Raw genomic sequence first — 23,839 nt, 5'->3', positions numbered from 1 at the left:
CGCCGGCTCGAACCGACGGCGACTGCCCGACATCACCATCCAGCGTAGACACCAAAAGTCCGCTCGGGGCCTCAGTGCTCCGCCGGCTCCCGGCCTGCGGCAGGATGGACGCCACCTGGTACGTACGCGTCATTCGCGTACGTACTGAAGACAACCGCTGGAGACGCCCGGTGAGTTCCCCAGATCCTCAGGTTCGCGCAGCGCGAAACCTGTCCGACCCCTCGACCGAGAACAAGTCCGCAAAAAGCCGCTCCAGAAGCCGTGGCCCCGTCGTCGCGATCACCGGAGCCGCGGGCGGCATCGGTGAGCTGCTCACCGCACGCCTCGCCCGCTCCGAGGAGATCAAGCAGGTCATCGCCATCGATGAACGCCGCGGAGAGGTCTCCGAGGCGACCTGGCACATCCTCGACGTCCGGGACCCCGCCATCGCGGAGAAGCTGCGCGGTGCGGACGTCGTGGTGCATCTGGCGCTCGACCTCGACCTGGAGACCGACCCCGCCGCCCGCACCGCCTACAACGTGCGCGGCACCCAGACCGTGCTGACCGCGGCCGCGGCCGTGGGGGTCCACCGGGTCGTGCTGTGCACCTCGGCGATGGTCTACGGGGCGCTGCCCGACAACGACATCCCGCTCGCCGAGGACGCCGAGCTGCGCGCCACGGCCGAGGCGACCGGCGTCGGCGACCTCCTGGAGATCGAACGGCTCGGCCGCCGCGCGCCGCGCGCCCACCCGGGACTCAACGTGACCGTGGTCCGGCCGACCGTCCTGGTCGGCGGTACGGACACCGCGCTGACCCGCTACTTCGAGTCGCCGCGCCTCCTGGTCGTCGCCGGATCACGCCCCACCTGGCAGTTCTGCCACGTCGAGGACCTGGTCACGGCCCTGGAGTACGCGGCGCTGGAGAAGATCGACGGCGAGTTCGCGGTCGGCTGCGACGGCTGGCTGGAACAGGCCGAGGTCGAGGAGCTCAGCGGCGTCCGCCGGATGGAGCTGCCCTCCGCCGTGGCCCTCGGTGCCGCCGCCCGGCTGCACCGGATCGGCCTCACCCCGTCCCCGGCGGGCGACCTGGCGTACACGATGCACCCGTGGGTGGTCAGCGTGAGCCGACTGCACGACGCGGGCTGGCGCCCCGGCTGGACCAACGAGGAGGTGCTCGCCGCGCTCCTCGAAGAGGTGGAGGGGCGGCACACCGTCGCCGGACGCCGCCTCGGCCGCAAGGACGCCACCGCGGCAGGTGCCGCAGGTGCCACCGTGGCGCTGCTCGGCACGGCCGCCCTGGTCCGCCGCGCCCGCAAGGCCCGTCGCCGTATCTGAGGGCTGCCCCGGCACCGTGTCTCGCCGCGCTGCCGCCGGTCGCCAGGGCTCCTTCCCCGGGCTCCCTGCGGCGCTCGCCGGGAGAGACCCCGGCCGGCCCCACCTCCGCCTTGCGGCACACGGCACCGGGAGCCGCTCACCGATGAGGCCCGATCCGGACGGAAGGCCCTTGGCCCCGCCCGGTCCGGACGGGAAAGCCCTCGGCCCCGGTCGGCAGACCGTGGGACGGCTGTAGAAGGCTCCAAGGCCGGCGGCGGACCGCAGGTGGAAAACGCTATTTCACGACGTCGGTGCCGTACGGCACCATGGGCCCCATGGCTCCCACTCACGACCACCCCGGCGAGCGGGCGGCAACCGACCCCATCCGGCTGCTGGCGATCCGCGAGACGCCGCTGTCGGTCGACGAGGTCTTCCGGGCCGTCGGGGACGAAGCAGCGGGCGGCACGGCGCTCTTCGTCGGCACCGTGCGCAACCACGACGGCGGTCAGGACGTCGGTGCCCTCGGGTACTCCTGCCACCCCTCGGCGCAGGACGAGTTGCGCCGGGTGGCCGAGAAGGTCGTGGCGGATTTCCCGGTCCGGGGGCTGGCCGCCGTCCACCGAGTGGGTGATCTCCATGTGGGCGACCTCGCGGTCGTCGTCGCCGTCGCCTGCCCGCACCGGGCGGAGGCGTTCGAGGCTTGCCGCAAGCTGATCGACGATCTCAAGCACGAGGTTCCGATCTGGAAGCACCAGCGTTTTTCGGACGGCACCGAGGAGTGGGTCGGGGCCTGCTGAGCGCAAGCCGATCGGGTGGTGGTCCGCCCCGATTTGCGTAACCGCACCCCTGCCGTGAGCGTTGGTCCTGCAGATGGTTAATCTGCTGATCGGTCAGTTGCGGTCGCTCATGGGGTAGGGAGGTCGTAATGGCAGCACTCGCCTGGTTGTTGATTCCGCTTTTCGCTGCGCTCGGCGCTGCGATATGGGGAAGCTGGGCCACCCGCAATCGCACGACCGGTGATGTTTCAGAACTCGCCGGGTATGCCCGGTTCCGTGAGGCGATGGAGAAGTCGCACTCCGGTTCCGATGCCGTCTGACCCTTCGGCGGACGTACGCAGTCGCCAATCCGCAGCGCGGCACCGAAGGCCGAAGCCCTCCGGCACAGCCCCACGCCCGGCTCCCCGCCCCGTACGGCCCGGCCCCGACGGTGCACTCACAGACCCTTCCCGTACTGTCGTTCCATGCCACGCCGCACCGCGACGATGCTCGCCTCCACGCTGATCCTCATCGCGCTGCTCTGCGCAGGCGTGCTGATCAAAGCGCCGTATTCGGAGATGTCTCCCGGGCCGACCGTGAACACCCTCGGCAAGGTCGACGGCGAACCGGTTCTGCAGATTTCCGGGCACAAGACGTACCCGACGTCCGGCAACCTCAACATGACGACGGTCCGGGTGACCGGCGCCGACTACCGGATGAACCTCGTCGAGGCCGTGTACGGCTGGCTGGCCCACGACAGCGTGGTCGTGCCGCACGACACGCTGTACCCCGGCGGCAAGACCGAGCAGCAGTCGACGCAGGAGAACGCCGAGGAGTTCAGCCAGTCCCAGGAGAGCGCCAAGGTCGCCGCCCTGACCGAGCTGGGCATCCCGGTGCCGGCGCGCGTCGTGGTCTCCACGGTCGTCAAGGACAGCCCCGCCCAGGGCAAGCTGCACGCCGGCGACGTGATCAAGCAGGTCGACGGCAGCGCGGTGAAGCAGCCCGAGGACGTCGCGAAGCTCGTCACCCGCCACAAGCCCGGCGAGGACGTCACGTTCACGATCATCCCGGCGAAGACGGCGCAGGAGGCCGAGAAGGCCGGCAAGGAGCCCGAGGGCAGCCGGAAGATCACCATCACCACCGCGAAGGCCCCCAAGGAGAACCGCGCGATCGTCGGCATCCAGGCCGGAACGGACCACACGTTCCCGTTCCGGATCGACATCAAGCTGGCCGACGTCGGCGGCCCGAGCGCCGGGCTGATGTTCTCCCTGGGCATCATCGACAAGCTGACCCCCACCGACCTCACCGGCGGGAAGTTCGTCGCCGGCACCGGCACGATCGACGACAAGGGGAAGGTCGGCCCGATCGGCGGCATCAACATGAAGCTGGTCGGCGCGCGCGACGCCGGCGCCCGGTACTTCCTGACGCCGGACGAGAACTGCAAGGCCGCCGCGTCCGACACCCCGAGCGGACTCACGCTGGTGAAGGTGAAGACGATCGACGACGCGAAGAAGTCGCTGGAGAAGATCAAGGCAGGGGACACGGCCGGCCTGCCGAGCTGCTCGGCAGGCTGACCGCGCCCCCGGCGGGGACGCGGCGGGTCAGGCCTCGAAGGTCGCGGCCAGTGCGTCGGCCAGTCCGGGCACCAGGCCGGAGCCGGTCCGCACCTCGCTCGGCGAGTCCTTCTCGCGGAGCCGTACGGCCGACTCGCGCGTACCGTCCCTGAGGACGGCCACGGTCATCCGAACCTCCTGGCGCTCCGGGTGCTTGGCGACCCATTTGGTCAGCTGGGCATCGCCGAGTCCCTCCGGTACGGAGGCCTCGGCGGACGGCGGCAGCATCAGCCGCTCCACCGTCATCGCGCATCCGATCACCGCGTCGGGCCAGGCGATCGTGGCGAGGAACTCGTCCAGGGCGGTGCCGGCCGGAAGCTCCTCCTGCTCGATGGGGGTGAGTGAGGCGGTCGGGGAGTCGGAGCTGTCGAGACCGAGCTGGGCGGCGAGGCCGGGCTCCTGGGCCCGCAGCCGGGCGGTGTCGACGAGAGCGAAGAGCCGGGCCGGCTGGTCCCAGCCGAGGCCGGAGATGTACTCGTCGATTTCGAGCACGGCGACGGTGAGGGGGCTCGCGGCCATCGGGGGGCCTGAGGGGGAAACGTTGGGCATGACCGACATCCTGCCTCCTTCCGCCCCGGGAGCGGGAACTAGGTAAAGCGTCAGTAAGTTGCATAGGTGGGCTCTACGATCGCTGGGCCCGCTCCACACGACCCGCGAACTTCGAGGTGCGCACGTTGGCTTTCCAGATGCCGGACCGCGGCGGAGGCCCGACCGGGCCACGGATCAGAGTCGGCCGCCCGTCCCGGCGTGCCCGTACCCTGCTCATGACACTTGGCGTCCTGGCGGTTCTCGCCATGGCGTTCGTCATGTTCGCCGGGTTCTGGACGGACTGGCTCTGGTACCGGTCGGTCGCGTATTCGTCCGTCTTCACCACCACCCTGTGGACCAAGATCGGGCTGTTCCTCGTCTTCGGACTGCTGATGGCGTTCGTCGTCGGCCTGAACATCTGGCTCGCGCACCGGCTCCGGCCGCCGCTGAGCGCGATGTCCCTGGAGCAGCAGAGCCTGGACCGCTACCGGATGAGCCTCGCCCCGTACAAGAAGTGGGTGCTGCTCGCGATCACCGCGCTCGTCGGGCTGATCGCCGGAGCATCCGCCTCCGGCCAGTGGCGCACCTGGCTGATGTACGTGAACGGCGTGGCGTTCCACCAGAAGGACCCCCAGTTCCATCTGGACGTGTCCTTCTACGCCTTCGATCTGCCCTGGTACCGCTTCCTGCTGGGCTTCGGCTTCGCGGCCACGGTGCTCTCGCTGATCGCCGCCGCGCTGACCCACTATCTGTACGGCGGGCTCCGCATCACCAGCCCCGGCGCGCGGGCGACCGGCGCGGCCACCGGCCACCTGTCGGTGCTGCTCGGTGTCTTCGTCTCGCTGAAGGCCGTGGCGTACTGGCTCGACCGCTACGGTCTGGCCGTGAAGTCCAGCGACTTCAAGGCCACGGACAACTGGACGGGCCTGCGCTACGTCGACGCCAACGCCTACCTTCCGGCGAAGACCATCCTGTTCTGCATCGCCGCGATCTGCGCCGTGCTCTTCTTCGCGACGCTCTGGCGCCGGACCTGGCAGCTCCCGGTGATCGGCTTCGGTCTGATGGTGCTCTCGGCGATCCTGATCGGCGGGCTGTACCCGGCGATCGTGCAGAAGTTCCAGGTCCAGCCGAACGAGCAGGCCAAGGAAGCGCCGTTCATCCGGAAGAACATCGAAGCGACGCGTGACGCGTACGACATCGACAACGCACAGGTCGACGACTACTCGGGCAAGAGCACGACGAGTGACGACGCCAAACTGCGCGCGAGCGCGGACGACGCCGCCAGCTACCGGGTGATGGACCCCAACGTCGTCTCTCCGGCCTTCCAGCAGCTCCAGCAGAAGAGGAACTACTACCAGTTCCCCAAGACGTTGGACGTGGACCGCTACAAGGACGCCGCCGGCAAGGACCAGGACACGGTCATCGGTCTGCGCGAGCTCAACCTCGACGGCATCCCCAAGCGCAACTGGATCAACGACCACTTCACCTACACCCACGGCTACGGCGCCATCGCGGCCCGGGGCACGACGACCGGCAAGAACCCGAAGGGCTCCCCGGACTTCACCGAGTCCGGTCTGCCGACCTCGGGTGAGCTGGGCAAGTACGAGCAGCAGATCTACTACGGCGAGAAGACCGAGCAGTACTCCATCGTCGGCGGGCCCCAGAAGGAGCTCGACTACGAGGAGGACGGCGAGAAGACCACCAGCTACCAGGGCAACAGCGGGGTCAGCCTCTCCAACGCCTTCAACCGCGCCGCGTACGCGGTGGCGTTCAGCGAGCCGCAGATCCTCTACTCGGGGGCCATCGGCGAGGGCTCGCGGATTCTCTACAACCGCACGCCCAAGGAGCGCGTCGAGGCGGTCGCCCCGTGGCTGACCATCGACGGCGACGCCTACCCGGCCGTGGTGAACGGCCGCATCCAGTGGGTCGTCGACGCGTACACCACCACCAACGGCTACCCGTACGCCTCGCGTACGACGCTCGGTGACACCACGGCCGACTCGCTGACCACCAACCAGCGTGCGGTCGTCGCCCAGCAGAACCAGGTCAACTACATCCGCAACTCGGTGAAGGCCACCGTCGACGCCTACGACGGCAAGGTCAAGCTCTACGAGTGGGACACCGAGGACCCGGTCCTCAAGACCTGGCGCAAGGCGTTCCCGGGGACCGTGCAGCCCAAGACGGACATCCCGCAGGAGCTGAGGGACCATCTGCGGTACCCGCAGGACCTGTTCAAGGTGCAGCGGGAGCTGCTCACCCGCTATCACGTCACGAACCCCGCCCAGTTCTACAGCGGCAGTGACGCGTGGCAGGTCCCGGACGACCCGACCAACAAGGAGTCCGGTGCCGTCCCGCCGTACTACCTGAGCATAAAGATGCCGGACCAGGCGGCCCAGAAGTTCTCGCTGACGACGACGTTCACCCCGAAGGGGCGGCCCGACCTCGGGGCGTTCATGGCGGTGGACGCCGACGCGGCCAGTAAGGACTACGGCACGATAAGGCTGTTGAGAGTCACCACCACAGTGAAGGGCCCCGGCCAGGTGCAGAGCGAGCTCAACGGCAACGACGACGTCGCCGAGTTCGTGAGAAACCTGAAGGGAACCGATTCCGACATCGAGTACGGCAACCTGCTGACCGTGCCGCTCGAAGGAGGCTTCCTCTACATCGAGCCGGTGTACACGCGCGGTGGCACGCAGAACTACCCGCTGCTGCGCAAGGTCGCCGCCTCGTACGGGTCGAAGACCGTCTTCGAGAACAGCCTCGGGGAGGCGCTCAACGCGGTCTTCGGGGTGACGGACTCCGGCACCGGCCAGCCACCCGCCGAAACCACCAGGCCACCGGGCGAAACGACACAGCCGCCGGCCACCGGTGACGCCGCGCTGAAGAAGGCGATCGCGGACGCGCAGAAGGCCTACGCGGAAGGCGAGGCAGCCCTGAAGAAGCAGGACTGGAGCGCCTACGGGAAGGCCCAGGCGGATCTCCAGGACGCGCTGCGGCGTGCGGCGGCCGCCCAGCCCAAGTCGGGCAGCGCGAACAGCGCCGGCGCCGCGAACGGTGCGAATAATTCCGACAGTTCGGGCGATTCGGGCAAAACGTCTGAATCCAGTAGTGGTGGCTGAGTGACCCGGTAAAGGCCCCACCTCGCGTCGTGGTACTGTTTGAACACAACGACGCGGGGTGGAGCAGCTCGGTAGCTCGCTGGGCTCATAACCCAGAGGTCGCAGGTTCAAATCCTGTCCCCGCTACTGAAAGACGAAGGCCCGGATCCTTTCGAGGATCCGGGCCTTCGTCGTGTCGCGACGACATTCTTGAACGGTGCGTGTAAAGGGCGGTTCGCGGGGCACGAGTTGGCCCCGGACGTGTTTGACTTATCTCTCTGTGGGCATGTCGACAAAACGCTGAAGTGACCTCACTGGCCGCGGTATACCAGGTGTACGCGGGTTGCAGGTGGTGCGACGATGGTATTTATGGGGGACAGGGCAACTCTGTTGGATACAGGGCGGTTTGTGCAGCGCCGTGTTCATCGGCCGGATAGCGTGATGAATGCGGCTTTTGGCGCAGCTGCCGCGGAGAGCAACGAGACCGCTGAGATCGCCGAGAATTCTGAGGTCACCGAGACCTCTGGGATCACTGCAACCTCTGGGATCATTGGGACGACCGAGACCGCCGAGACTGCGGGGTGTGCCGCGACCGTCGAGAGCACAGAAAGCGCCGAGAGCGCGGAGATCACCGGGATCACCGGGACCGCCGGGGCCATTGAGGCTGCGGAGGGCCCCGTGGCCCAAGGGGCCCAGGAGGCCCGAGAGAGTCCGGAGAGCGCCGAGAGCGAGGCGCGCCACCGCCGCGCCGCCGACGCCGGGGACACCGCGTCGATGAGCGTCCTCGGCGCCCTGCTGCTGCGCCGCGGTGATCTGGACGGGGCCGAGTCCTACCTGCGCGCGGCCACCGCGGACGGCGACCGGGCCGCGGCCAACAACCTGGGCGTCCTTCTCCATCAGCGCGGGTACATCGACGACGCGGCCGGCTGGTGGCGTATCGCGGCCGTCGCGGGTTCCGCCGCCGCCGCGCACGCCCTCGGCCGCCACTACCGGGAGCGCGGTGACGAGCCCGGCGCCGAGTACTGGCTGAGGCAGTCCGCCGAGCAGGGGCACGCGCTGGGGGCGTACGCCCTGGCCGATCTGCTGGAACACCGCAGCGACGTAGGCGCCGAGCGCTGGCTGCGCGCCGCCGCCGAACAGGGGCACCGGGAGGCCGCGTACCGCCTCGCGCGCATGCTGGACCGCAGCGCCGCCGACGATCCGCACGATGCCTTCGGCCGCCCCGGGCTGGGCCCCGGTCCCGGCCTCGGCTCCGCAACCGGTGCGGGCGTGGCCGATCGGGCGGGTGCCGCCGGCCGGTCCGCGGGGCGCCGGACCGACGGCCCGGTGGCAGGCCCGGCGACCGGGCGCGTGGGCGAGGCCGAGCAGTGGTACCGGCAGGCCGCCGCGCGCGGTCACCGGCGCGCCGCCCTGCACCTCGGTGCCATCCTCGAACAGCGCGGCGAGCCCAAGGAGGCCGGCCGCTGGTACCTCGTCTCCGCGAAGGCCGGTGAGGCGCGGGCCGCCTGTGCGCTCGGCTTCCTGCTCCGTGACGCGGGCGACGAGGAGAGCGCCGCCGTGTGGTGGCTGCGCGCCGCCCAGGAGGGGGACGGGAACGCCGCCAACGCACTGGGCGCCCTGCACGCGGCCCGCGGCGAGCAGCAGACCGCCGAGCGCTGGTACCGCGCCGCCATGGATGCGGGCGACGTCAACGGCGCCTACAACCTGGGGCTGCTCTGCGCGGCTCAGGACCGTACGCCCCAGGCCGAGCAGTGGTACCGCCGTGCCGCGTACGCGGGCCACCGCGAGGCCGCCAACGCGCTGGCCGTGCTCCTGCTCCAGGCGGGCGACGCGACCGGCGCCGAGCCCTGGTTCTCCAAGGCCGCCGAGGCGGGCAGTGTGGACGCGGCCTTCAACCTCGGCATCCTGTACGCCGGACGTGATGAGGACCGTGCGGCGCTGGTCTGGTACGAGCGCGCTGCGGCGGCCGGCCACACCGAGGCCGCGCTCCAGGTCGGCATGGCCCTGCTGCACCAGGGCGAGGCGCAGGAGGCCGAGCGTCATCTGCGCTGCGCGGCGGGCGGTGGCAGCGCCGAGGCGGCCTTCCGGCTGGCCGGGGTACTGGACTCGCGGCAGCCGCCGCCCGGCCCTCCCGCGCTCGGCGAGCCGATGCCGGAGAAGACCGAGTGCGAGGAGTGGTACGAGCGGGCCGCCGAGCAGGGGCACCGCCGTGCCCAGGTGCGGGTCGGCATGCTTGCGGCCGCCCGGGGCGACGTGGACAGCGCGGCCCGCTGGTACCGCGAGGCCGCCGAGGCGGGCAGCCGCAACGGCGCCTTCAACCTCGGACTGCTGCTCGCCCGTGAGGGCAGCGAGCGGGAGGCAGCGCTGTGGTGGAGCCGAGCGGCCAACGACGGGCACGGGCGGGCCGCGCTGCGCCTGGCCCTGCTGGCCGCCCGCCGCGGCGAGCTCACCGAGGGGCAGCGCTGGTGCGCGCGGGCGGTCGAGCTGGGACCGGCGGAGGTCGCCGAGCGCGCCGCCCGGCTGCGCGAGGCGCTGCACCAGGAGCTCACCGCGTAGGACCGCGCAGGACCGAGCGGGGGCCGAGCGGGGGCCGAGCGGTGAGGCCGCGAACGGGGCTCGTGAAAGCAGCGGTCCCGGCCCCGCCTCGTCCCGCGCCGGACCGCCGCCCCGCCCCGTCCCCGCTCCCCGCGCCGCCCCGGACGGCCTCCCCGCCCCGCCCCGCGCCGGAACTGATTTGCGCTGGTCCGGAGCGGTGACGTACGGTGGGGAACACAACGACGCGGGGTGGAGCAGCTCGGTAGCTCGCTGGGCTCATAACCCAGAGGTCGCAGGTTCAAATCCTGTCCCCGCTACTGAACACGGAAGGCCGGATCCTCCAGAGGATCCGGCCTTCCGTGCGTATCCGTGCGTGTGTATCAGAGGGTGTGGCCCACCGCCTCCTCGTACATCGCCCGGTCGACCGCCTTCGCCTCCGGTACCGGGGCGCCCTTCGAGACATCCGCGTCCGCGTACGCCTTCTGCAGCCGGTCCGTCGTGCCTTTCCGTATCTCCCAGTCCATCCGCAGTGACGGGGTCGATCGCAGCGTGGCCTCGTCGGTCTTCATCAGCTTCGCCAGCTCGGCGACGAACACGGGGTCGGACTTGTAGTCGCCGGCGAAGTAGGTGTTCACCGTCCGGATGTAGGCCCGGAGGAAGGCGACGCCCGCGTCCGGGTCCTGGTTCAGCAGCGCCGGGCCGAAGAGCACGCCACCGAGCGGTTCGCCGACCGGCTGGCCGCCCAGGAACGCGTACTTCTCGTCGCCGTCCACCGTGCGCCAGACCGGGTCGAGCAGCCATGCGGAGTCCACACCGCCGTTCTCCAGTGCGGTCAGCACGTCCGCGGAACCGAGCTGCTGGAAGCCGATCCTGTCGAGGCCGCCGCCGTGCTTCCGCAGGGAGGTGTCCATCGGGTACGCGATGACCGAGCCCTTGCCGATCATCGTGCCCATCCTGCGGCCCGCCATGTCGACGTGATCGGCGCTCTCGCCGTCCTTGAGGCGTACCCACAGGCCGCTCTTGGAGGTGGGGTCGGGGGAGAAGTTCCCCGCCACCCACTTGATGTCGAAGCCGCCGTTGATGCCGTTCATCACGGCCGCCTCGGGAGCCGCCCACTGGGCGTCCACATCGCCCTTGGCGAGCAGCGGCAGGGCGTCCGGGGTGGGCAGCACCTTCAGCCGCACGTCCAGCCCCTCCTCGGCGAACTCGCCCTTCGCCACCGCGACCTGGAGCGGAGCGACGTACTCCGCGCTCAGGGTGCCGGTCGCGACGGTGATCTTCCGTTTCTTCGCCAGGGGCCGGGGGGCCGGGGCTCCCTTGTCGCAGCGGGCCGGTTTCCGGTCGGGGGCGAGGTCGGCCGGGTCGGTCCAGCTGCCGGTGCCGCAGCCCGCGACGGGTGTGACGGTGCGGGGCGCGGCGGGGCCGCTGCCGTGGGTGGAGTCCTTCCCGGCGCAGCCTGCCGCGCCGAGCAGGGACGCGGTGACGAGTACGACGGTGCAGGTCAAGGGGGTACGTGTACGCACAGTGCCTCCGTACGAAGAACGTGGGGGAGCCGTTCAGGACTGGCCGCGACCGCGGTCGCGCGGGGCCCACGGGGTGAGCAGCCGCCCGGCGATCCGCACCACTTCGGAGAAGACGACACCGAGGACCGCCACACACACGATGCCGACGAACATCACGTCGTTCCGGAACAGCGCCCGGGAGTCGAAGATCAGATGGCCGAGTCCGTCGGCGGCCGCGATCTGCTCGGAGGCGACGATGACCAGTACGGCCACCCCCGCCGCGATCCGCGCCCCGACCAGGACCGCGGGCAGCGACGCGGGCAGCAGCACGTGCCGGAACATCTGCCGGGGCGAGGCGCCGAAGACCCGACCGGCGTCACGGTGGCCGACCGGGACGGCGAGCACGGCCGCCATGGTGGAGATCCAGACGAAGAAGAAGACGGTCGCGGCGACCAGGGCGATCTGCGGCCCCTCGCCGAGGCCGAACATGTTGAGGAAGACCGGCAGCAGGGCCAGTTTCGGTACGACGTACAGGGCGTCGAGCAACGGCTCCAGCGCCGCCCGTACGAGTGAGAGCGAGCCCATCAGCAGCCCGAGCGCGTATCCCGCAGCGGTGCCGATCGCATAGCCGCCGAGGACCCGCCTGAGCGTGGCCCACACATCCGGCCACAGCTCACCGGCGCCCGCCCGGTCCCAGCCGTCCGCCAGGATGGTGGAGGGGGCGGGGTAGACCCGCCCGTCGATCCAGGACTGCGTGGCGGCGAGCTGCCAGAGCAGCACCAGCGCCAGCGGTACGGCGACGGCGAGCGCGAGTTCGAGGGCGCGGCGCCTGCGGTGGGTGCGTACCGGATGAAGCTCCTGCGGGCCCGGTCTGCGGATCAGCACCCCGTCGTCGGGTTTCGTGGCACGTACGGAGGCGCTCATGCCGGGACCGCCTCCCTCCGCACCTCGCCGCGCAGCAGTTCCCACAGTTCGCTCTTCAGCGCGGTGAATTCGGGCGCCGACCGGACCTCGCCGGTGCGCGGGCGGCCGAATGGCGGGCGGCGCTCGGCGATGATCCGCCCCGGTCTGGCGGACATCACCAGCACCCGGTCCCCGAGGACGATCGCCTCTTCGAGGCTGTGGGTGATGAAGAGGGTGGTGGTACGGGTGGTCTGGGTGAGGTCGAGCAGCTCGTCCTGGAGGATCGTGCGCAGCTGGGCGTCGAGCGCCGCGAACGGCTCGTCCATCAGCAGCAGCTCGGGCTCGACGGCGAGGGCGCGGGCGATCGCGACCCGCTGCCGCATCCCGCCGGAGAGGGCGGCCGGATACGCCCCCGCGAAGTCGGAGAGCCCCATCCGGGCCAGCCAGTCGCGCGCCTTGGCGTCCGCCTCCTTGCGCGGTACGCGCTGGATGTCGAGGCCGAAGCGGACGTTGGCCAGTACGGTCTTCCAGTCGTAGATCCCGTAGTCCTGGAAGATCATCGCGGCCGGGCGGGACGAGGCCGTACGGATGGACAGCTCGCCGGAGCTGGGGCGGAGCAGCCCGGCGGCGATTCTGAGCAGCGTGGACTTGCCGCAGCCGGACGGGCCGACGAGACAGGTGAACTCGCCCGGTGCGACGGAGAGGTCGACGGGGCCGAGGGCGGGCAGCGCCTTGGTACCGCGTCCGAACGAGCGGGTGAGCGCGTCGGCGCGGAGTTTGGGACTGGTGGCGGTGGCGGGGGCCGGAGGCGGGGCCGGGGCTTCGGGTGGGGTCGGGTGCGGATCTCCCACGGGTCTCTCCTCGCGCGTATCGAGGTGCGGATCCGCCGCGGGGCGGACGTGATCGCCGCCGACGATATGACGACCCGTCAGATTCGGGAAGGGGGTGCGCGCGTGGTGGGGCCGGGTGTGTGCGTCATGTCCCGCGGGCGCTCACGCGGAGGGCCCCGGTGCGGGTGATGCTCGCACCGGGGCCCTCCGTGACAGAAGTCAGGTCGTCGCGGCGCAGTTCGGGCAGATGCCGCGGTAGGTCACCTCGACGCCGGAGACCGTGAAGCCGAACCGCTCGTCGCTCGGCAGATCCGCGAGCGGGTCGCCGGCCGGGTGCACGTCGCGGATGGTGCCGCAGCGTGCGCAGACGAGGTGGTGGTGGGGGCGGTGTGCGTTCGGGTCGTACCGCTTGGCCCGGCGGTCCGTGGAGACCTCGATGACCTCGCCGAGGGTCACCATTTCGCCCAGGGTGTTGTAGACGGTGGCGCGGGAGATCTCGGGCAGCTTGGCGACGGCCCGTGCGTGGACCTCGTCGGCCGTCAGGTGCACGTGGTCCCCGTCGAGGACCTCGGCCACGACGCGCCGCTGGGCGGTCATGCGCCAGCCGCGTCCGCGAAGTCGTTCCAACAGGTCACTCATAAGCACAAGCCTAACAGTGGGGGGACCAGGTCCCGAACAAGTGTGACTTTGGATGTTCACTTGACTTGGACAATGTCCATTGTAGGATCGGAATCGGCATAGGCCAAGGGACAGGCTGTGCAGGACATGACGAATGTGCAGGAACGACGCAGGAGGCGCACGTGACGCAGGGACCGCTCACCACGGAGGCCGGCGCGCCGGTTGCCGACAACCAGAACAGCCAGACCGCGGGCGTCGGCGGTCCGGTGCTGGTGCAGGACCAGTCGCTGCTGGAGAAGCTCGCGCACTTCAACCGCGAGCGCATTCCGGAGCGCATCGTGCACGCCCGCGGCGCCGGCGCGTACGGCACGTTCACCCTGACCCGCGACGTCTCGCAGTGGACGCGGGCGAAGTTCCTCTCCGCGGTCGGCACGCAGACCGAGACGTTCCTCCGCTTCTCGACCGTCGCGGGCAACCTAGGCTCCGCCGACGCGGTGCGCGACCCCCGCGGCTTCGCGCTGAAGTTCTACACCGAGGAGGGCAACTACGACCTCGTCGGCAACAACACCCCGGTGTTCTTCATCAAGGACGCCATCAAGTTCCCGGACTTCATCCACACCCAGAAGCGCGACCCGTACACCGGCTCGCAGGAGGCGGACAACGTCTGGGACTTCTGGGGGCTGTCGCCCGAGTCGACCCACCAGGTGACCTGGCTCTTCGGCGACCGCGGCATCCCGGCCAGCTTCCGCCACATGAACGGGTACGGCTCGCACACGTACCAGTGGAGCAACGAGGCCGGCGAGGTCTTCTGGGTCAAGTACCACTTCAAGACCGACCAGGGCATCAAGAACCTCACCCAGGCCGAGGCCAACACGCTCGCCGGTGAGGACCCGGACAGCCACCAGCGCGATCTGCGCGAGGCGATCGAGCGCGGTGACTTCCCGTCGTGGACGGTGCAGGTCCAGATCATGCCGGCGGCCGAGGCGGCCACGTACCGCTTCAACCCGTTCGACCTCACCAAGGTGTGGCCGCACGAGGACTACCCGCCGATCGAGATCGGGAAGCTGGAGCTGAATCGCAACCCGGAGAACATCTTCGCCGAGGTCGAGCAGTCGGTCTTCAGCCCCGCGCACCTCGTGCCGGGTATCGGTCCGTCCCCCGACAAGATGCTCCAGGGCCGCCTCTTCGCGTACGGCGACGCCCACCGCTATCGCGTCGGCATCAACGCCGACCACCTGCCGGTGAACCGTCCGCACGCCACCGAGGCGCGTACCAACAGCCGTGACGGCTACCTGTACGACGGCCGCCACAAGGGTGCGAAGAACTACGAGCCGAACAGCTTCGGCGGACCGGCCCAGACGGACCGGCCGCTGTGGGAGGCCACCCCGGTCACGGGTGAGGTCGGCACGCACGAGGCCCCGAGCCACGCCGAGGACAACGACTTCGTGCAGGCCGGGAACCTCTACCGGCTCTTCTCCGAGGACGAGAAGGCCCGGCTGATCGACAACCTCGCCGGGTTCATCGCCAAGGTGTCGCGCGATGACATCGCCGAGCGCGCGATCCACAACTTCCGCCAGGCGGACGGCGACTTCGGCAAGCGTCTGGAGGCCGTGGTCCAGGCCCTGCGCGGCTGACGGGACGCCTGTCGTCGGCGGTGGGCCGGTCCCCTCTTCGGAGGGGGCCGGCCCACCGGTCGTTCAGGGGTTCAGCCGACGAGTTCCGCGCGGTGGCGGCGCCTGGTGGGTGTCCAGCAGCGCAGGATGTCGCGGACCGAGACGATGCCGACGGGTCCGTGGTCGTCCAGCACGATCAGATGGCGGAACCCGCCGTGCGTCATGGCCTCCGCTGCCTCTTCCAGGGTCCAGGTGGGTGCGGCGAAGACCACATCGGTGGTGGTGTGGGCGGAGGCGGTCTCGACATCGGGATTCCGGCCCGATCCGACCGCGTCGAGGATGTCGCGCTCGGTGAGAATGCCGAGCCCGCTGGTGTCCCGGTCGAGGACGACTGCGGCTCCCACGTGCCGGACCGACATCAGCCGGGCGGCGTCGCGGAGTGTATGGGTGGGTCCGATGGTGAGGACCAGCGTGCTCATGGCGTCACGGACGAGCATGAAGAGAGCCACCTCCTTCGTGAAACGACCGTGTGAGTCGATTCACAAGTTCACAAGCAGGGGGACTCTCAGGGTTGCATCGATGCGGCACCGGGACAAGGGGGGACGGGATCGTCCGAGGGGCGCGCGGTGGTGCGCGCCGCCCCTCGGGGGCGTACTCCGGATCAGTAGCGCTGGAACTGAATATGGGCTTCGGCCGCCTGTGGCGACTGCACGAGAGTGCTCTCTGACCTGCGATCCACCGGTCAACGTTGGTGAACGTTGGTGACTGTGGGCCACCCTCCGACGGCCCACAGACGGCCCGGCCATCGGCCCGGTGAATGGCTCTGACACCCACGTGACACCTGACACCGTCACGGGCGCGTGACACCCAAACCCCTAGGCGGGAGCGGGTGTCACGCGCCCTGACACCAGGTCCTGACACCCGCGTGACACTGCCTGACACCCGGAGCCCTGTCCCTCCTGACACCCCGCTGGCCGACCGACGGTTCACGGCCTGGCCCGCCGCTCCGGCGAGGCGGCAACGCGATCATCACTCTCTGTCGCGTCTCTTGTGGGGGTCTGTGGGAGTCCCACAGACCCCCACAGGATGTCCCCCGAGGCGTCCTGGGGGGGGCTAGGGGCGCTTTCGGGGGCGGCTTCTGTGGGGGCCCCACACCCACCACATGCAGGTCAGAGACCCCCACAGCCGTGTGGGGCCCCACACGGCTGTGGGGGTCTGTGGGGGTCTGCCTGTGGGGGCCCACCACAGTCGATTTGGTCACTGTCAGCCACGGGCGGCTTGTCGTCTCGCTTGTCGCTTGTCGGCACCCAGGTCAGAAGGGGTTTCCGTACCCCGGCGGGTGTGAGTGACGTCGTTTGCGACAGGCGACAAGACAAGCGACAAGCGTGCAGGAAAGAGCTGTACGGACCGCCCTCCGGGCGGACGACCCTCAGCCGCCCACGCCGGGAGCTCCCGGAGCTGTTCGGCGCCCGCGGCGGGTGTCGGGCGGGCGGTGGCCTAGCGCCTCGCCCCTTGTTTCGACCCACACAGCCACCCACACACGGACCCACACAGCCCTCACACAGTGACCCACACACGCTGTGTGCGTTACACAGCCGCGTGTAGGTCACTGATCTGCATGTGTGGGGCGTGTGACACACACAGCCTGCCGTCGAAAGAGGCCAGAAAACCGGAGCGGAACGGGCTTTCAGGCTTCCCCTGGGTCGTGTGGCCCCACACCCCACACAGACACACACGGCTACTGCCTACTGGCTACTGCCAACTTGCCACTAGCCAGTAGAACGGGCCTCCACCGCCTACCCCTGGCCTCCCAGCAGGACATTGGCCAGTAGCCAGTAGCCAGTAGCCAGTAGCCAGTAGCCAGTAGCCAGTAGGCGGTAGCGGAAAGTGACGGGAGTCGCTTGTTGTCGCTTGTAGCGACAAGCGCCCGACCCCGGTTCACCTACCCCGGGTGGCCTCTCTCCCCCCTGGTTCCCCGCTTGTCGCTACAAGCGAGCACGCATCGTCACCAGCAGCCCGGTGCGGCAAGTCGGCCGGCAGTTGCACCCGGTACTTTCCCGCTCGGCACGCTGGCGGTCGAAGAGACCACTCCCCAGGGGGCGGCCGTGGTCTCTTCGGCGTTGCCAACTGGGCCTGTAGGGCAAACGATCCGACACCGGCTGATGGAGCCGGGCGCCCTGCCTGCTTCCCGCGAACAAGCAACGCGCCGTGCCTCACCGAACCCCAGTAGGACACCTCAGTAAGGGCGTTGGTCCGCCACAGGGCCGAGAGCGGGATGCGTATGATGATCCAATCAAGTCGACTCGGAGGTACATCGTGCGCAAGATGCTTGGTGGTACGGGAGTTCTGGCGGGGACGGCAGCGCTTCTCATGGCTGCGATGGGAACGGCTACAGCTGCTCCGGTGGGTTGGAGCATGCCGGGTGGCCAGGGCAGCACCTACGGGAGCTTTGAGTTCTACAACCGCTCTGTTGGCGTGACGGGGCGGGTGGAGTCCCACATCAGCGGTTGTATCCAGGCTACGTTCCAGACCTATCCCGGAAACGCCTTTGAGACCCGGACTGCCTGCAACAACCACACCACAGGGTTCGACTTCACCATGAGCACCGACTTCGCAGGTGGGGCGTCCAGCGCTACGGTCACGCTCGTGCGCATCAATAGCAACGAGACAGTCACGTGGCTCGGGTCAAAGACTCTGAACCGGCCCTGATCCCAACTCGCGGGCGCTCGGCGGCTCCCATCCGTTGAAGAGACCCCGCTCTGGCAGCGGTGGTCTCTTCTCCGCTCGCACAAGCAAGAGGAGCACCCTGCCTGCGGCGCGGCGTGCTCCTCTTGCTTGTGCGAGCGGCCGGGGCTTCTCCCTCCCTCGCGAGCCCGACCTCCCTCTGAAATGCCGACCGGAGCCACGGCCGAGCGGCGGAGGGCATCGGCACTTGAAGGCATCCGGCCCGCCCCTCCTGGATGGCTCACCAAGGCATTTCAGGGGCGGGGTGGCATTCCGTTTACCTCTCACTGCACCTCTTTCTAGAGAGTTGAGAGAAAACAGCGTCCGCAGCGTCCGCAACCTCTCTGGCGCCGCCTCTGACCTGCGCTTTCTGTGTGGACGCTAAACGAAATGTATAGCGTCCGCTAGCGTCCGCAGCGTCCGCAAGATCCGCTCCCTCTTGAGAGCGTCACCGCAGGTCAAGACGGCTCTTAAGGATCGGGACGTGCGGACGCTGCGGACGCTGACCCTCGACAAGCGAGGCCGCGACAGCCGGACCCGCTTGTTCCGCTTCGGTGTTACAGCCGGGCCTGCGTAACCGCGCGACGGTGCTCGGGACGTACGGCGCTGGTCGCGCGAGCGGAGCGAGCTGCCAAAGAATGTGCGGCGCAGCCGCTCCTTGTATCCCCTACCGTGCCGCGATGGTGCGACCCCTGACTCACCGCTCCAACATCGCAGTGCCTCTGCTAGACCTAGCAGGGGCACTAGCAGTGAAATGGCCCTCTGATCAGGGGCGTAGCGTCTAGCACTCAGCTTTCATTCCTGCCTTTTTAAGCGCCTTCAGTACCGAATTCGGGTCACCGCCGTAGACGATGTGAGGCTCATCATTCTGAGGCGGGATGAATCGCGTCCGGTAGCGGGTCAGGTCGCTTTCCGAGAAGAAGATCGAGTTTGGATCCGCTTCGTGCTGAGCGTTTCGTTTGCTCACCCGCGTCCAGAGTTCTTCGTGACTCGCCTCTAGGTAGACGAGCGTCGTCAACGCACCGGCGTCCACAGCCACCGACCGCCAGTGAGCGCGGTCCTCTGGGGTCCAGAATCCGTGGTCCACCACCACGTTGTGTCCGGCTCGAAGTTGCTCACCGAGGTCCACGGCGATCTCTTCGAGCACCGGGCGTTCCAGCTTTGGGAAGATGCCCCGGGGAAAGTCGACCCCGTACACGCCATGCCGGCGGAACATCTCCTCGTCCGGGCACAGCCGGACGAACCCACGGGCCGTTAGGGCGCGAGAGAGTGTCGTCTTGCCCGAGCCAGGGAGTCCCGCCATCAGGACGCAGAACGGCCCCAGGGCCGAGGCTGCCGTCACTGTGCGACCTCCGACTCCGTGAGCCACGTCCGGCCCGGTCCGCCAAGGTCCACGCCGTATTCCACGACGTGGCCCGCGCTGTCGACGAACTTCGCAGTCATGACGACCACGGGCTCCGTCGGCGGGTTCGCGGGCTCCAACTCCAGGAGCTTCGCATCTGCAGACTTCAGTAGGCGCGCTGAGGCGGTGTCGATCCGACGGGTGATCGGGCGTCCGGTGGCCTGGGCGATGAGCTGCAACGACGTGCCACCGGTCAGACACGCGCTCTCGGTCAATTGGGGCACTAGCTCGCCGTACTCAGCGGGAATCCACGAGGTGGAATGCGCGACGATGCCGCGCCGATCGCGGTACACGCGGCGTCGACGGATGACGTCTGCCCCCGGTGCGATGTCCAGCGCTGCCGCCACGTCGGTCGGTGCCGGGACTACCGACGCCTCATGCGAGTCGGACCGCTCGGCCGCCCCCCAGCTCGAACCGCTGCGGCGCCCCCGGTCCTGCCGCTGAGATCCCGAGGACATCGGGGTCGGGCGGTCGAGCACCTCGGTGCCGATGCCGTGAATGCCCCGCACGAGTCCTTCGCCGCGCAGCTGCCGCAACGCCTTCTCGGCGGTCGCCGTGCTGACGCTCCATTCCTGGGACAGGGCCTTGATGCTGGGCAGAAGCTCTCCTGGCCGCAGCTGCCCCGATGTGATCAGTTCCGTGTAGTGGGCGGCGATCTTTGCGTACGGCGCCCGATGGCCGACCTGCTCCGACATCACGTCAGCTCCCTTATCTCAGTCGATGCGTTCCCTAGCGTACCGCTTGACACCCTAGGGCGCCCTAGGGAACCGTAGGGATGTGCCCGTTGGTCGCTCCGATCGGCGAGGTACAGCAGCGCTGTGCACCTGGCGCTGATCGAAAGAAAGCCCTGGTCAGAAGACCAGGGCTCTCACAGGGGGCGGCTCCTACCGCCAAGCAGATCGCCGCTCCCCGACCCGATAGGGGTGTACCCATCATGCCTGGAACTGTCGCGAAGCGTAGGAATCGGAGCTCTGGAACCGCCACGGGCAACGGCCCGGGGGGTCGCCGTCTGGAGAGCGGCGAGATCATCCCGCTGACGGTCGAGCAGTCCGACCGGCTCGCCGTGCTGTTCGAAGCCTACGGGGACCGCCTGGTGCGATACGCCTACTCCCGGCTGTGTGGCACCCGGATGGGAAACGGTGAGGCGTGGGCGCTGGCTGAGGACGTCGTTCAGTCCATGTGGGTGCGGGTGGCCCGCAGCGGAGCGTCTGATGTGCTGGGCCACCCGGAGTGGTCCGAGACGGAGACCCGCAAGGTCCTGTTCGTCCGGGTGAAGCGCGAGATCGCAGAGCATTTCGCGCTGCTGCGGTCCTCTGAGACGGCGGTGGACTGGACAGAGCCTGCCACGTGCAACGCGCTGTGCCCGCTGCTGCCAAGCCAGTGCGCTTGGGCCGATCTGCCCGACTATCTGGCGAGGATGGTGGCCGCGCTTCCGGAGCGAGAGCGTGAAGCGCTGCTGCTGAAGCTGGACGGCACGCCCCACAAGGTAATGGGCGAGCGGTTGGGGTGCAGCGAATCCACCGCTGACCGGCTCGCGAAGACGGCAATCCTGTTGCTCCAGATCGACAACCCTGAGCTGTCCCACCCCTCGGTGGCCATGGAGTCGCTACCGGAATGGGAACGGCACGCGCTGGCGGCACTGAGCGCGGCGCAGCGGGAAGTTCTCCTGCGGCTGGACGACGTGGCCCGGAGCGCGCTTCTCCTGAACGGAGAGGTGCCCCACCCGCATCAAGACCGACCGGCACGGCACCGGCATGCGCTACCGGGCCCGCTACATCGGCCCCGACGGCACCGAGAAGTCCAAGAGCTTCCCGGACAAGCAGAAGCGCGCCGCCGAGAAGTGGCTTTCTGGGATCGAGGCGGACATGTCGCGGGGGCAGTACATCGACCCGCAGGCCGGTCGCCTCACGGTGCGGCAGCACGCCGAACGATGGCTGGCCTCTCTAACGATGGACCCCAGCACATTCGTGAGCACCGAGATTCGAATCCGCCTGCATGTTCTGCCACACCTGGGTAGCCGATCGCTCGACTCGCTGAGGCCGATCCACATCCGTGAGTGGCTGAGGAAGCTCGAAGACGGAGGGCTGGCCCCCGCCTATCAGCGGGTCATCTTCGCGAACCTCAACGCAATGTTGGCGGCTGCCGTAGACGATCGCCTGATCCCGCACAATCCGTGCCGCTCCTCATCTGTGAAAGTTCCAAAGCCTGAACCCCGCCGAATCGTGCCGTGGGGGCCTGACCGCGTGCTGCGGGTGCGCTCGGAGCTCCCAGAGCGGTACCGGGCCATGGTGGACTTGGCCGGCGGGTGTGGCATGCGGCAGGGCGAAGTGCTCGGCTTGGCCATTGACGACGTGGATTTTGCCGAAGGTGTCGTTCACGTCGTCCGACAGGTCAAGCTCATCGCCGGACGGCAGGTATTCGCGCTGCCCAAGGGTGGCAAGACACGCACTGTTCCTCTGCCTGAGAGCGTCGCTCGCGCGATTGAGGCGCACACCGCGCAGTACCCGCCTGTGGCAGTGACGTTGCCGTGGCGGGTGGTCGACGGCTCACCGTTCGCCGCATCGGTGTTCTTCCGCAATGCCGAGGGGAGCGCGGTGAACCGCTGCGTCTTCAACGAGAAGGCGTGGCGGCCCGCTCTCGGCAAGGCGGGTGTCCCGCATGGCCGGGAGAACGGGATGCACGCGCTGAGGCACTTCTATGCGTCCGTTCTGCTGGACGCGGGGGAGAGCATCAAAGCGCTGTCCGAGTACTTGGGGCACCACGATCCGGGCTTCACGCTGCGGACGTACACACACCTGATGCCGAGCAGCGAGAAGCAGACGCGGGAGGCGGTGAACCGGGCCTTCGAGAGCGGCCCGGACACCGACAACGGCCCACAGACGGCCCAGTGGGGCTAGAAAGGGAGGAAACTTGCTGGTCAGGCCGCAGGTAGCTTCAGTAGCGCTGGTTCAGATAGCCCAGCAGTTCGTGGTGGAGCAGTCCGTTCGAGGCCGCGGCATTGCCGCCGCCGGGACCGGAGACCCCGTCCAGGCTGGTGAACCTCCCGCCCGCCTCCTGGACGATGATCGCGTTGGCGGCCATGTCCCAGAGCGAGAGCTCCGGCTCCGCGCAGATGTCGACCGATCCCTCGGCGACCATCATGTACGGCCAGAAGTCCCCGTAGCCGCGAGTGCGCCAGCAGGCCCTGGTCAGATCCATGAACCCGTCGAGCCGGCCCTGCTCCTCCCAGCCGCTCAGCGACGCGTACGCGAACGAGGCGTCAGCGATCCGCTCCACCTTCGACACCTGCAGCCGGGTCGCGGAGGTCAGACTGCGACCGGAGAACGCACCCGCGCCCTTGGCCGCCCACCAGCGCCGGTTGAGCGCCGGCGCCGACACCACGCCGACCACCGGCTGGAAGCCGTCCTCACCCGCTTCCATCAGGGAGATCAGCGTCGCCCAGACCGGCACGCCGCGGACGTAGTTCTTGGTGCCGTCGATCGGGTCGACGACCCAGCGCCGCGGACCGGTGCCCTCGATTCCGAACTCCTCGCCCAGGATCGCGTCGCGCGGGCGCGCCCGATGGAGGTGGCCGCGGATCAGTTCCTCGGCGGCCTTGTCGGCCTCGCTCACCGGAGTCATGTCCGGCTTGGTCTCGACCTTGAGGTCCAGAGCCTTGAACCGGTCCATCGTCGCCGCGTCGGCGGCGTCCGCCAGCACATGGGCGAGGCGCAGATCATCGTGGTAGTCGGGCATGCCGTCACAGTATCGACCGCAGATGAACAAGAGCCACCGGACCTCGCGCCGCCCGGACCATTGACAGCCTCCGGGAGCACGTCAACTCTGGAACGCAGAACCCTTGGCGCGGGAGGCGACGATGCCCACGGCGCGAGACGCCTTGCTGGACGCCGCCCTCGCGGCGCTGGCCACCCTGCCCTGGCCGGTGGTGCGCATGGTCGATGTCGCGTCCGTCGCCGGGGTCTCCCGGCAGACCCTCTACAACGAGTTCGGCAGCAAGGACGGCCTGGCCCGCGCCCTCCTCCGGGGCGCGGCCGACGGCTATCTGGCCGGTGTCGAACGGGCGCTGGCATCACCGGGCGGTACGGGCGACAGGCTGGCCGCCACCGCTGCCTGGACCGTCCGTGCCGTACGTGCGAACGCCCTGGTCAGGGGGTTGCTCACGGGCTGCTGGGGAGAGTGGTTACCCCACCCCGCACACCCCGCGGTGCCGATCGCGTCGCGCGTGCCCGCCCAGCGGCGCGCCGACGCGGGGACACCGACCCCCGCCGAACTGCTCGACCAGGTCAGGAGACGTGGGGGGGGGGCCCCCGGCGGGGGGGGGGCCCCCCCCCCCCCCCCGGGGCGGGGCCCCCCCCCCCCCCGCCCCCCCCGGCGGGGGGGGGGCGGCGCGCCGGGGCCGGCGGCCCCCCCGGGCGGGGGGGGGCGG

The 23,839-nt window shown here is 69.3% G+C and carries 19 protein-coding genes, 2 tRNA genes and 1 pseudogene; 13 read left to right on the top strand and 9 right to left on the bottom strand.

From position 1 onward, the window contains the following. The first annotated feature begins 170 nt into the window (after positions 1-170). The 4 genes from ACIOMQ_RS00110 to ACIOMQ_RS00095 all read left to right on the top strand — a co-directional run bounded on the left by ACIOMQ_RS00110 (position 171) and on the right by ACIOMQ_RS00095 (position 3,621). Positions 171-1,313, top strand: coding sequence for an SDR family oxidoreductase (locus ACIOMQ_RS00110; RefSeq protein WP_362200627.1), 1,143 nt, complete (start codon positions 171-173; stop codon positions 1,311-1,313). 314 nt (positions 1,314-1,627) lie between these two features. Then, positions 1,628-2,089 (top strand): molybdenum cofactor biosynthesis protein MoaE, encoded by a 462-nt coding sequence (locus ACIOMQ_RS00105; RefSeq protein ID WP_362200630.1) that lies wholly within the window; start codon positions 1,628-1,630, stop codon positions 2,087-2,089. A 128-nt stretch (positions 2,090-2,217) separates the two neighbouring features. Continuing rightward, entirely contained in the window at positions 2,218-2,388 is a 171-nt protein-coding gene (locus tag ACIOMQ_RS00100; protein WP_362200633.1) for a hypothetical protein, read from the top strand. A 144-nt stretch (positions 2,389-2,532) separates the two neighbouring features. Further along, positions 2,533-3,621 (top strand): PDZ domain-containing protein, encoded by a 1,089-nt coding sequence (locus ACIOMQ_RS00095; RefSeq protein ID WP_362200636.1) that lies wholly within the window; start codon positions 2,533-2,535, stop codon positions 3,619-3,621. Positions 3,622-3,648: 27 nt separating this feature from the next. Here ACIOMQ_RS00095 and ACIOMQ_RS00090 read toward each other — a convergent pair whose 3' ends face one another. Beyond that, complete coding sequence (locus ACIOMQ_RS00090; protein ID WP_362200639.1) at positions 3,649-4,218, bottom strand: PPA1309 family protein; 570 nt, start codon at positions 4,216-4,218, stop codon at positions 3,649-3,651. Between the two features lie 128 nt (positions 4,219-4,346). On the opposite strand from ACIOMQ_RS00090, the gene ACIOMQ_RS00085 reads away from it, so the two are divergent. The 4 genes from ACIOMQ_RS00085 (at position 4,347) to ACIOMQ_RS00070 (ending at position 10,138) form a co-directional block, all read left to right on the top strand. Further along, entirely contained in the window at positions 4,347-7,307 is a 2,961-nt protein-coding gene (locus ACIOMQ_RS00085) for a UPF0182 family protein (protein WP_401985530.1), read from the top strand. Between the two features lie 52 nt (positions 7,308-7,359). Beyond that, positions 7,360-7,433: transfer RNA gene (locus tag ACIOMQ_RS00080), tRNA-Met, on the top strand. A 213-nt stretch (positions 7,434-7,646) separates the two neighbouring features. Next, complete coding sequence (locus ACIOMQ_RS00075; protein ID WP_401753890.1) at positions 7,647-9,842, top strand: tetratricopeptide repeat protein; 2,196 nt, start codon at positions 7,647-7,649, stop codon at positions 9,840-9,842. Between the two features lie 222 nt (positions 9,843-10,064). Further along, positions 10,065-10,138: transfer RNA gene (locus ACIOMQ_RS00070), tRNA-Met, on the top strand. 63 nt (positions 10,139-10,201) lie between these two features. On the opposite strand, the gene ACIOMQ_RS00065 is transcribed toward ACIOMQ_RS00070, so the two are convergent. The 4 genes from ACIOMQ_RS00065 to ACIOMQ_RS00050 form a co-directional block, all read right to left on the bottom strand. Then, positions 10,202-11,344: an ABC transporter substrate-binding protein gene (locus ACIOMQ_RS00065; protein ID WP_401261179.1), complete on the bottom strand. Its 1,143-nt coding sequence runs from the start codon at positions 11,342-11,344 to the stop codon at positions 10,202-10,204. Between the two features lie 33 nt (positions 11,345-11,377). Further along, positions 11,378-12,247, bottom strand: a complete 870-nt coding sequence (locus ACIOMQ_RS00060) for an ABC transporter permease (protein WP_401753894.1) — start codon at positions 12,245-12,247, stop codon at positions 11,378-11,380. Then, positions 12,244-13,077, bottom strand: coding sequence for an ABC transporter ATP-binding protein (locus ACIOMQ_RS00055; RefSeq protein ID WP_401753896.1), 834 nt, complete (start codon positions 13,075-13,077; stop codon positions 12,244-12,246). The genes ACIOMQ_RS00060 and ACIOMQ_RS00055 overlap by 4 nt, the downstream gene beginning before the upstream one ends. A gap of 198 nt (positions 13,078-13,275) precedes the next feature. Continuing rightward, on the bottom strand, positions 13,276-13,695 hold the full coding sequence (locus ACIOMQ_RS00050; protein ID WP_362200651.1) for a Fur family transcriptional regulator: 420 nt from the start codon (positions 13,693-13,695) through the stop codon (positions 13,276-13,278). Positions 13,696-13,856: 161 nt separating this feature from the next. Here ACIOMQ_RS00050 and ACIOMQ_RS00045 point away from each other — a divergent pair, with 161 nt between their 5' ends. Beyond that, on the top strand, positions 13,857-15,308 hold the full coding sequence (locus ACIOMQ_RS00045) for a catalase (RefSeq protein ID WP_402187300.1): 1,452 nt from the start codon (positions 13,857-13,859) through the stop codon (positions 15,306-15,308). A gap of 71 nt (positions 15,309-15,379) precedes the next feature. On the opposite strand, the gene ACIOMQ_RS00040 is transcribed toward ACIOMQ_RS00045, so the two are convergent. Continuing rightward, positions 15,380-15,784, bottom strand: a complete 405-nt coding sequence (locus ACIOMQ_RS00040) for a CBS domain-containing protein (RefSeq protein ID WP_362200657.1) — start codon at positions 15,782-15,784, stop codon at positions 15,380-15,382. Positions 15,785-17,603: 1,819 nt separating this feature from the next. Here ACIOMQ_RS00040 and ACIOMQ_RS00035 point away from each other — a divergent pair. Then, on the top strand, positions 17,604-17,996 hold the full coding sequence (locus ACIOMQ_RS00035; RefSeq protein ID WP_401261171.1) for a hypothetical protein: 393 nt from the start codon (positions 17,604-17,606) through the stop codon (positions 17,994-17,996). Between the two features lie 796 nt (positions 17,997-18,792). Here the strand turns inward: ACIOMQ_RS00035 and ACIOMQ_RS00030 are convergent. Both ACIOMQ_RS00030 and ACIOMQ_RS00025 read right to left on the bottom strand, forming a co-directional pair. Then, on the bottom strand, positions 18,793-19,353 hold the full coding sequence (locus ACIOMQ_RS00030) for an AAA family ATPase (RefSeq protein ID WP_402187296.1): 561 nt from the start codon (positions 19,351-19,353) through the stop codon (positions 18,793-18,795). Continuing rightward, positions 19,350-20,108: a GntR family transcriptional regulator gene (locus tag ACIOMQ_RS00025; protein ID WP_401938264.1), complete on the bottom strand. Its 759-nt coding sequence runs from the start codon at positions 20,106-20,108 to the stop codon at positions 19,350-19,352. The genes ACIOMQ_RS00030 and ACIOMQ_RS00025 overlap by 4 nt, the downstream gene beginning before the upstream one ends. An 80-nt stretch (positions 20,109-20,188) precedes the next feature. On the opposite strand from ACIOMQ_RS00025, the pseudogene ACIOMQ_RS00020 reads away from it, so the two are divergent. Continuing rightward, positions 20,189-20,935 (top strand): annotated as a pseudogene (locus ACIOMQ_RS00020) (RNA polymerase sigma factor); the annotation flags it as partial. Between the two features lie 232 nt (positions 20,936-21,167). Next, positions 21,168-22,310, top strand: a complete 1,143-nt coding sequence (locus tag ACIOMQ_RS00015; protein WP_401938267.1) for a tyrosine-type recombinase/integrase — start codon at positions 21,168-21,170, stop codon at positions 22,308-22,310. 37 nt (positions 22,311-22,347) lie between these two features. Here ACIOMQ_RS00015 and hisN read toward each other — a convergent pair whose 3' ends face one another. Next, positions 22,348-23,148, bottom strand: coding sequence for a histidinol-phosphatase (gene hisN, locus ACIOMQ_RS00010; protein ID WP_362200661.1), 801 nt, complete (start codon positions 23,146-23,148; stop codon positions 22,348-22,350). A 121-nt stretch (positions 23,149-23,269) separates the two neighbouring features. Between hisN and ACIOMQ_RS00005 the strand changes: the two genes are divergently transcribed. Further along, positions 23,270-23,839 (top strand): TetR/AcrR family transcriptional regulator (locus ACIOMQ_RS00005; protein WP_402187294.1); only part of this gene is annotated, 570 nt, incomplete at its 3' end.

The organism is Streptomyces sp. NPDC087845 (assembly GCF_044742755.1).
In the GTDB taxonomy this organism is placed as follows: domain Bacteria; phylum Actinomycetota; class Actinomycetes; order Streptomycetales; family Streptomycetaceae; genus Streptomyces.
This window is presented reverse-complemented; position numbering and strand designations above follow the sequence as displayed.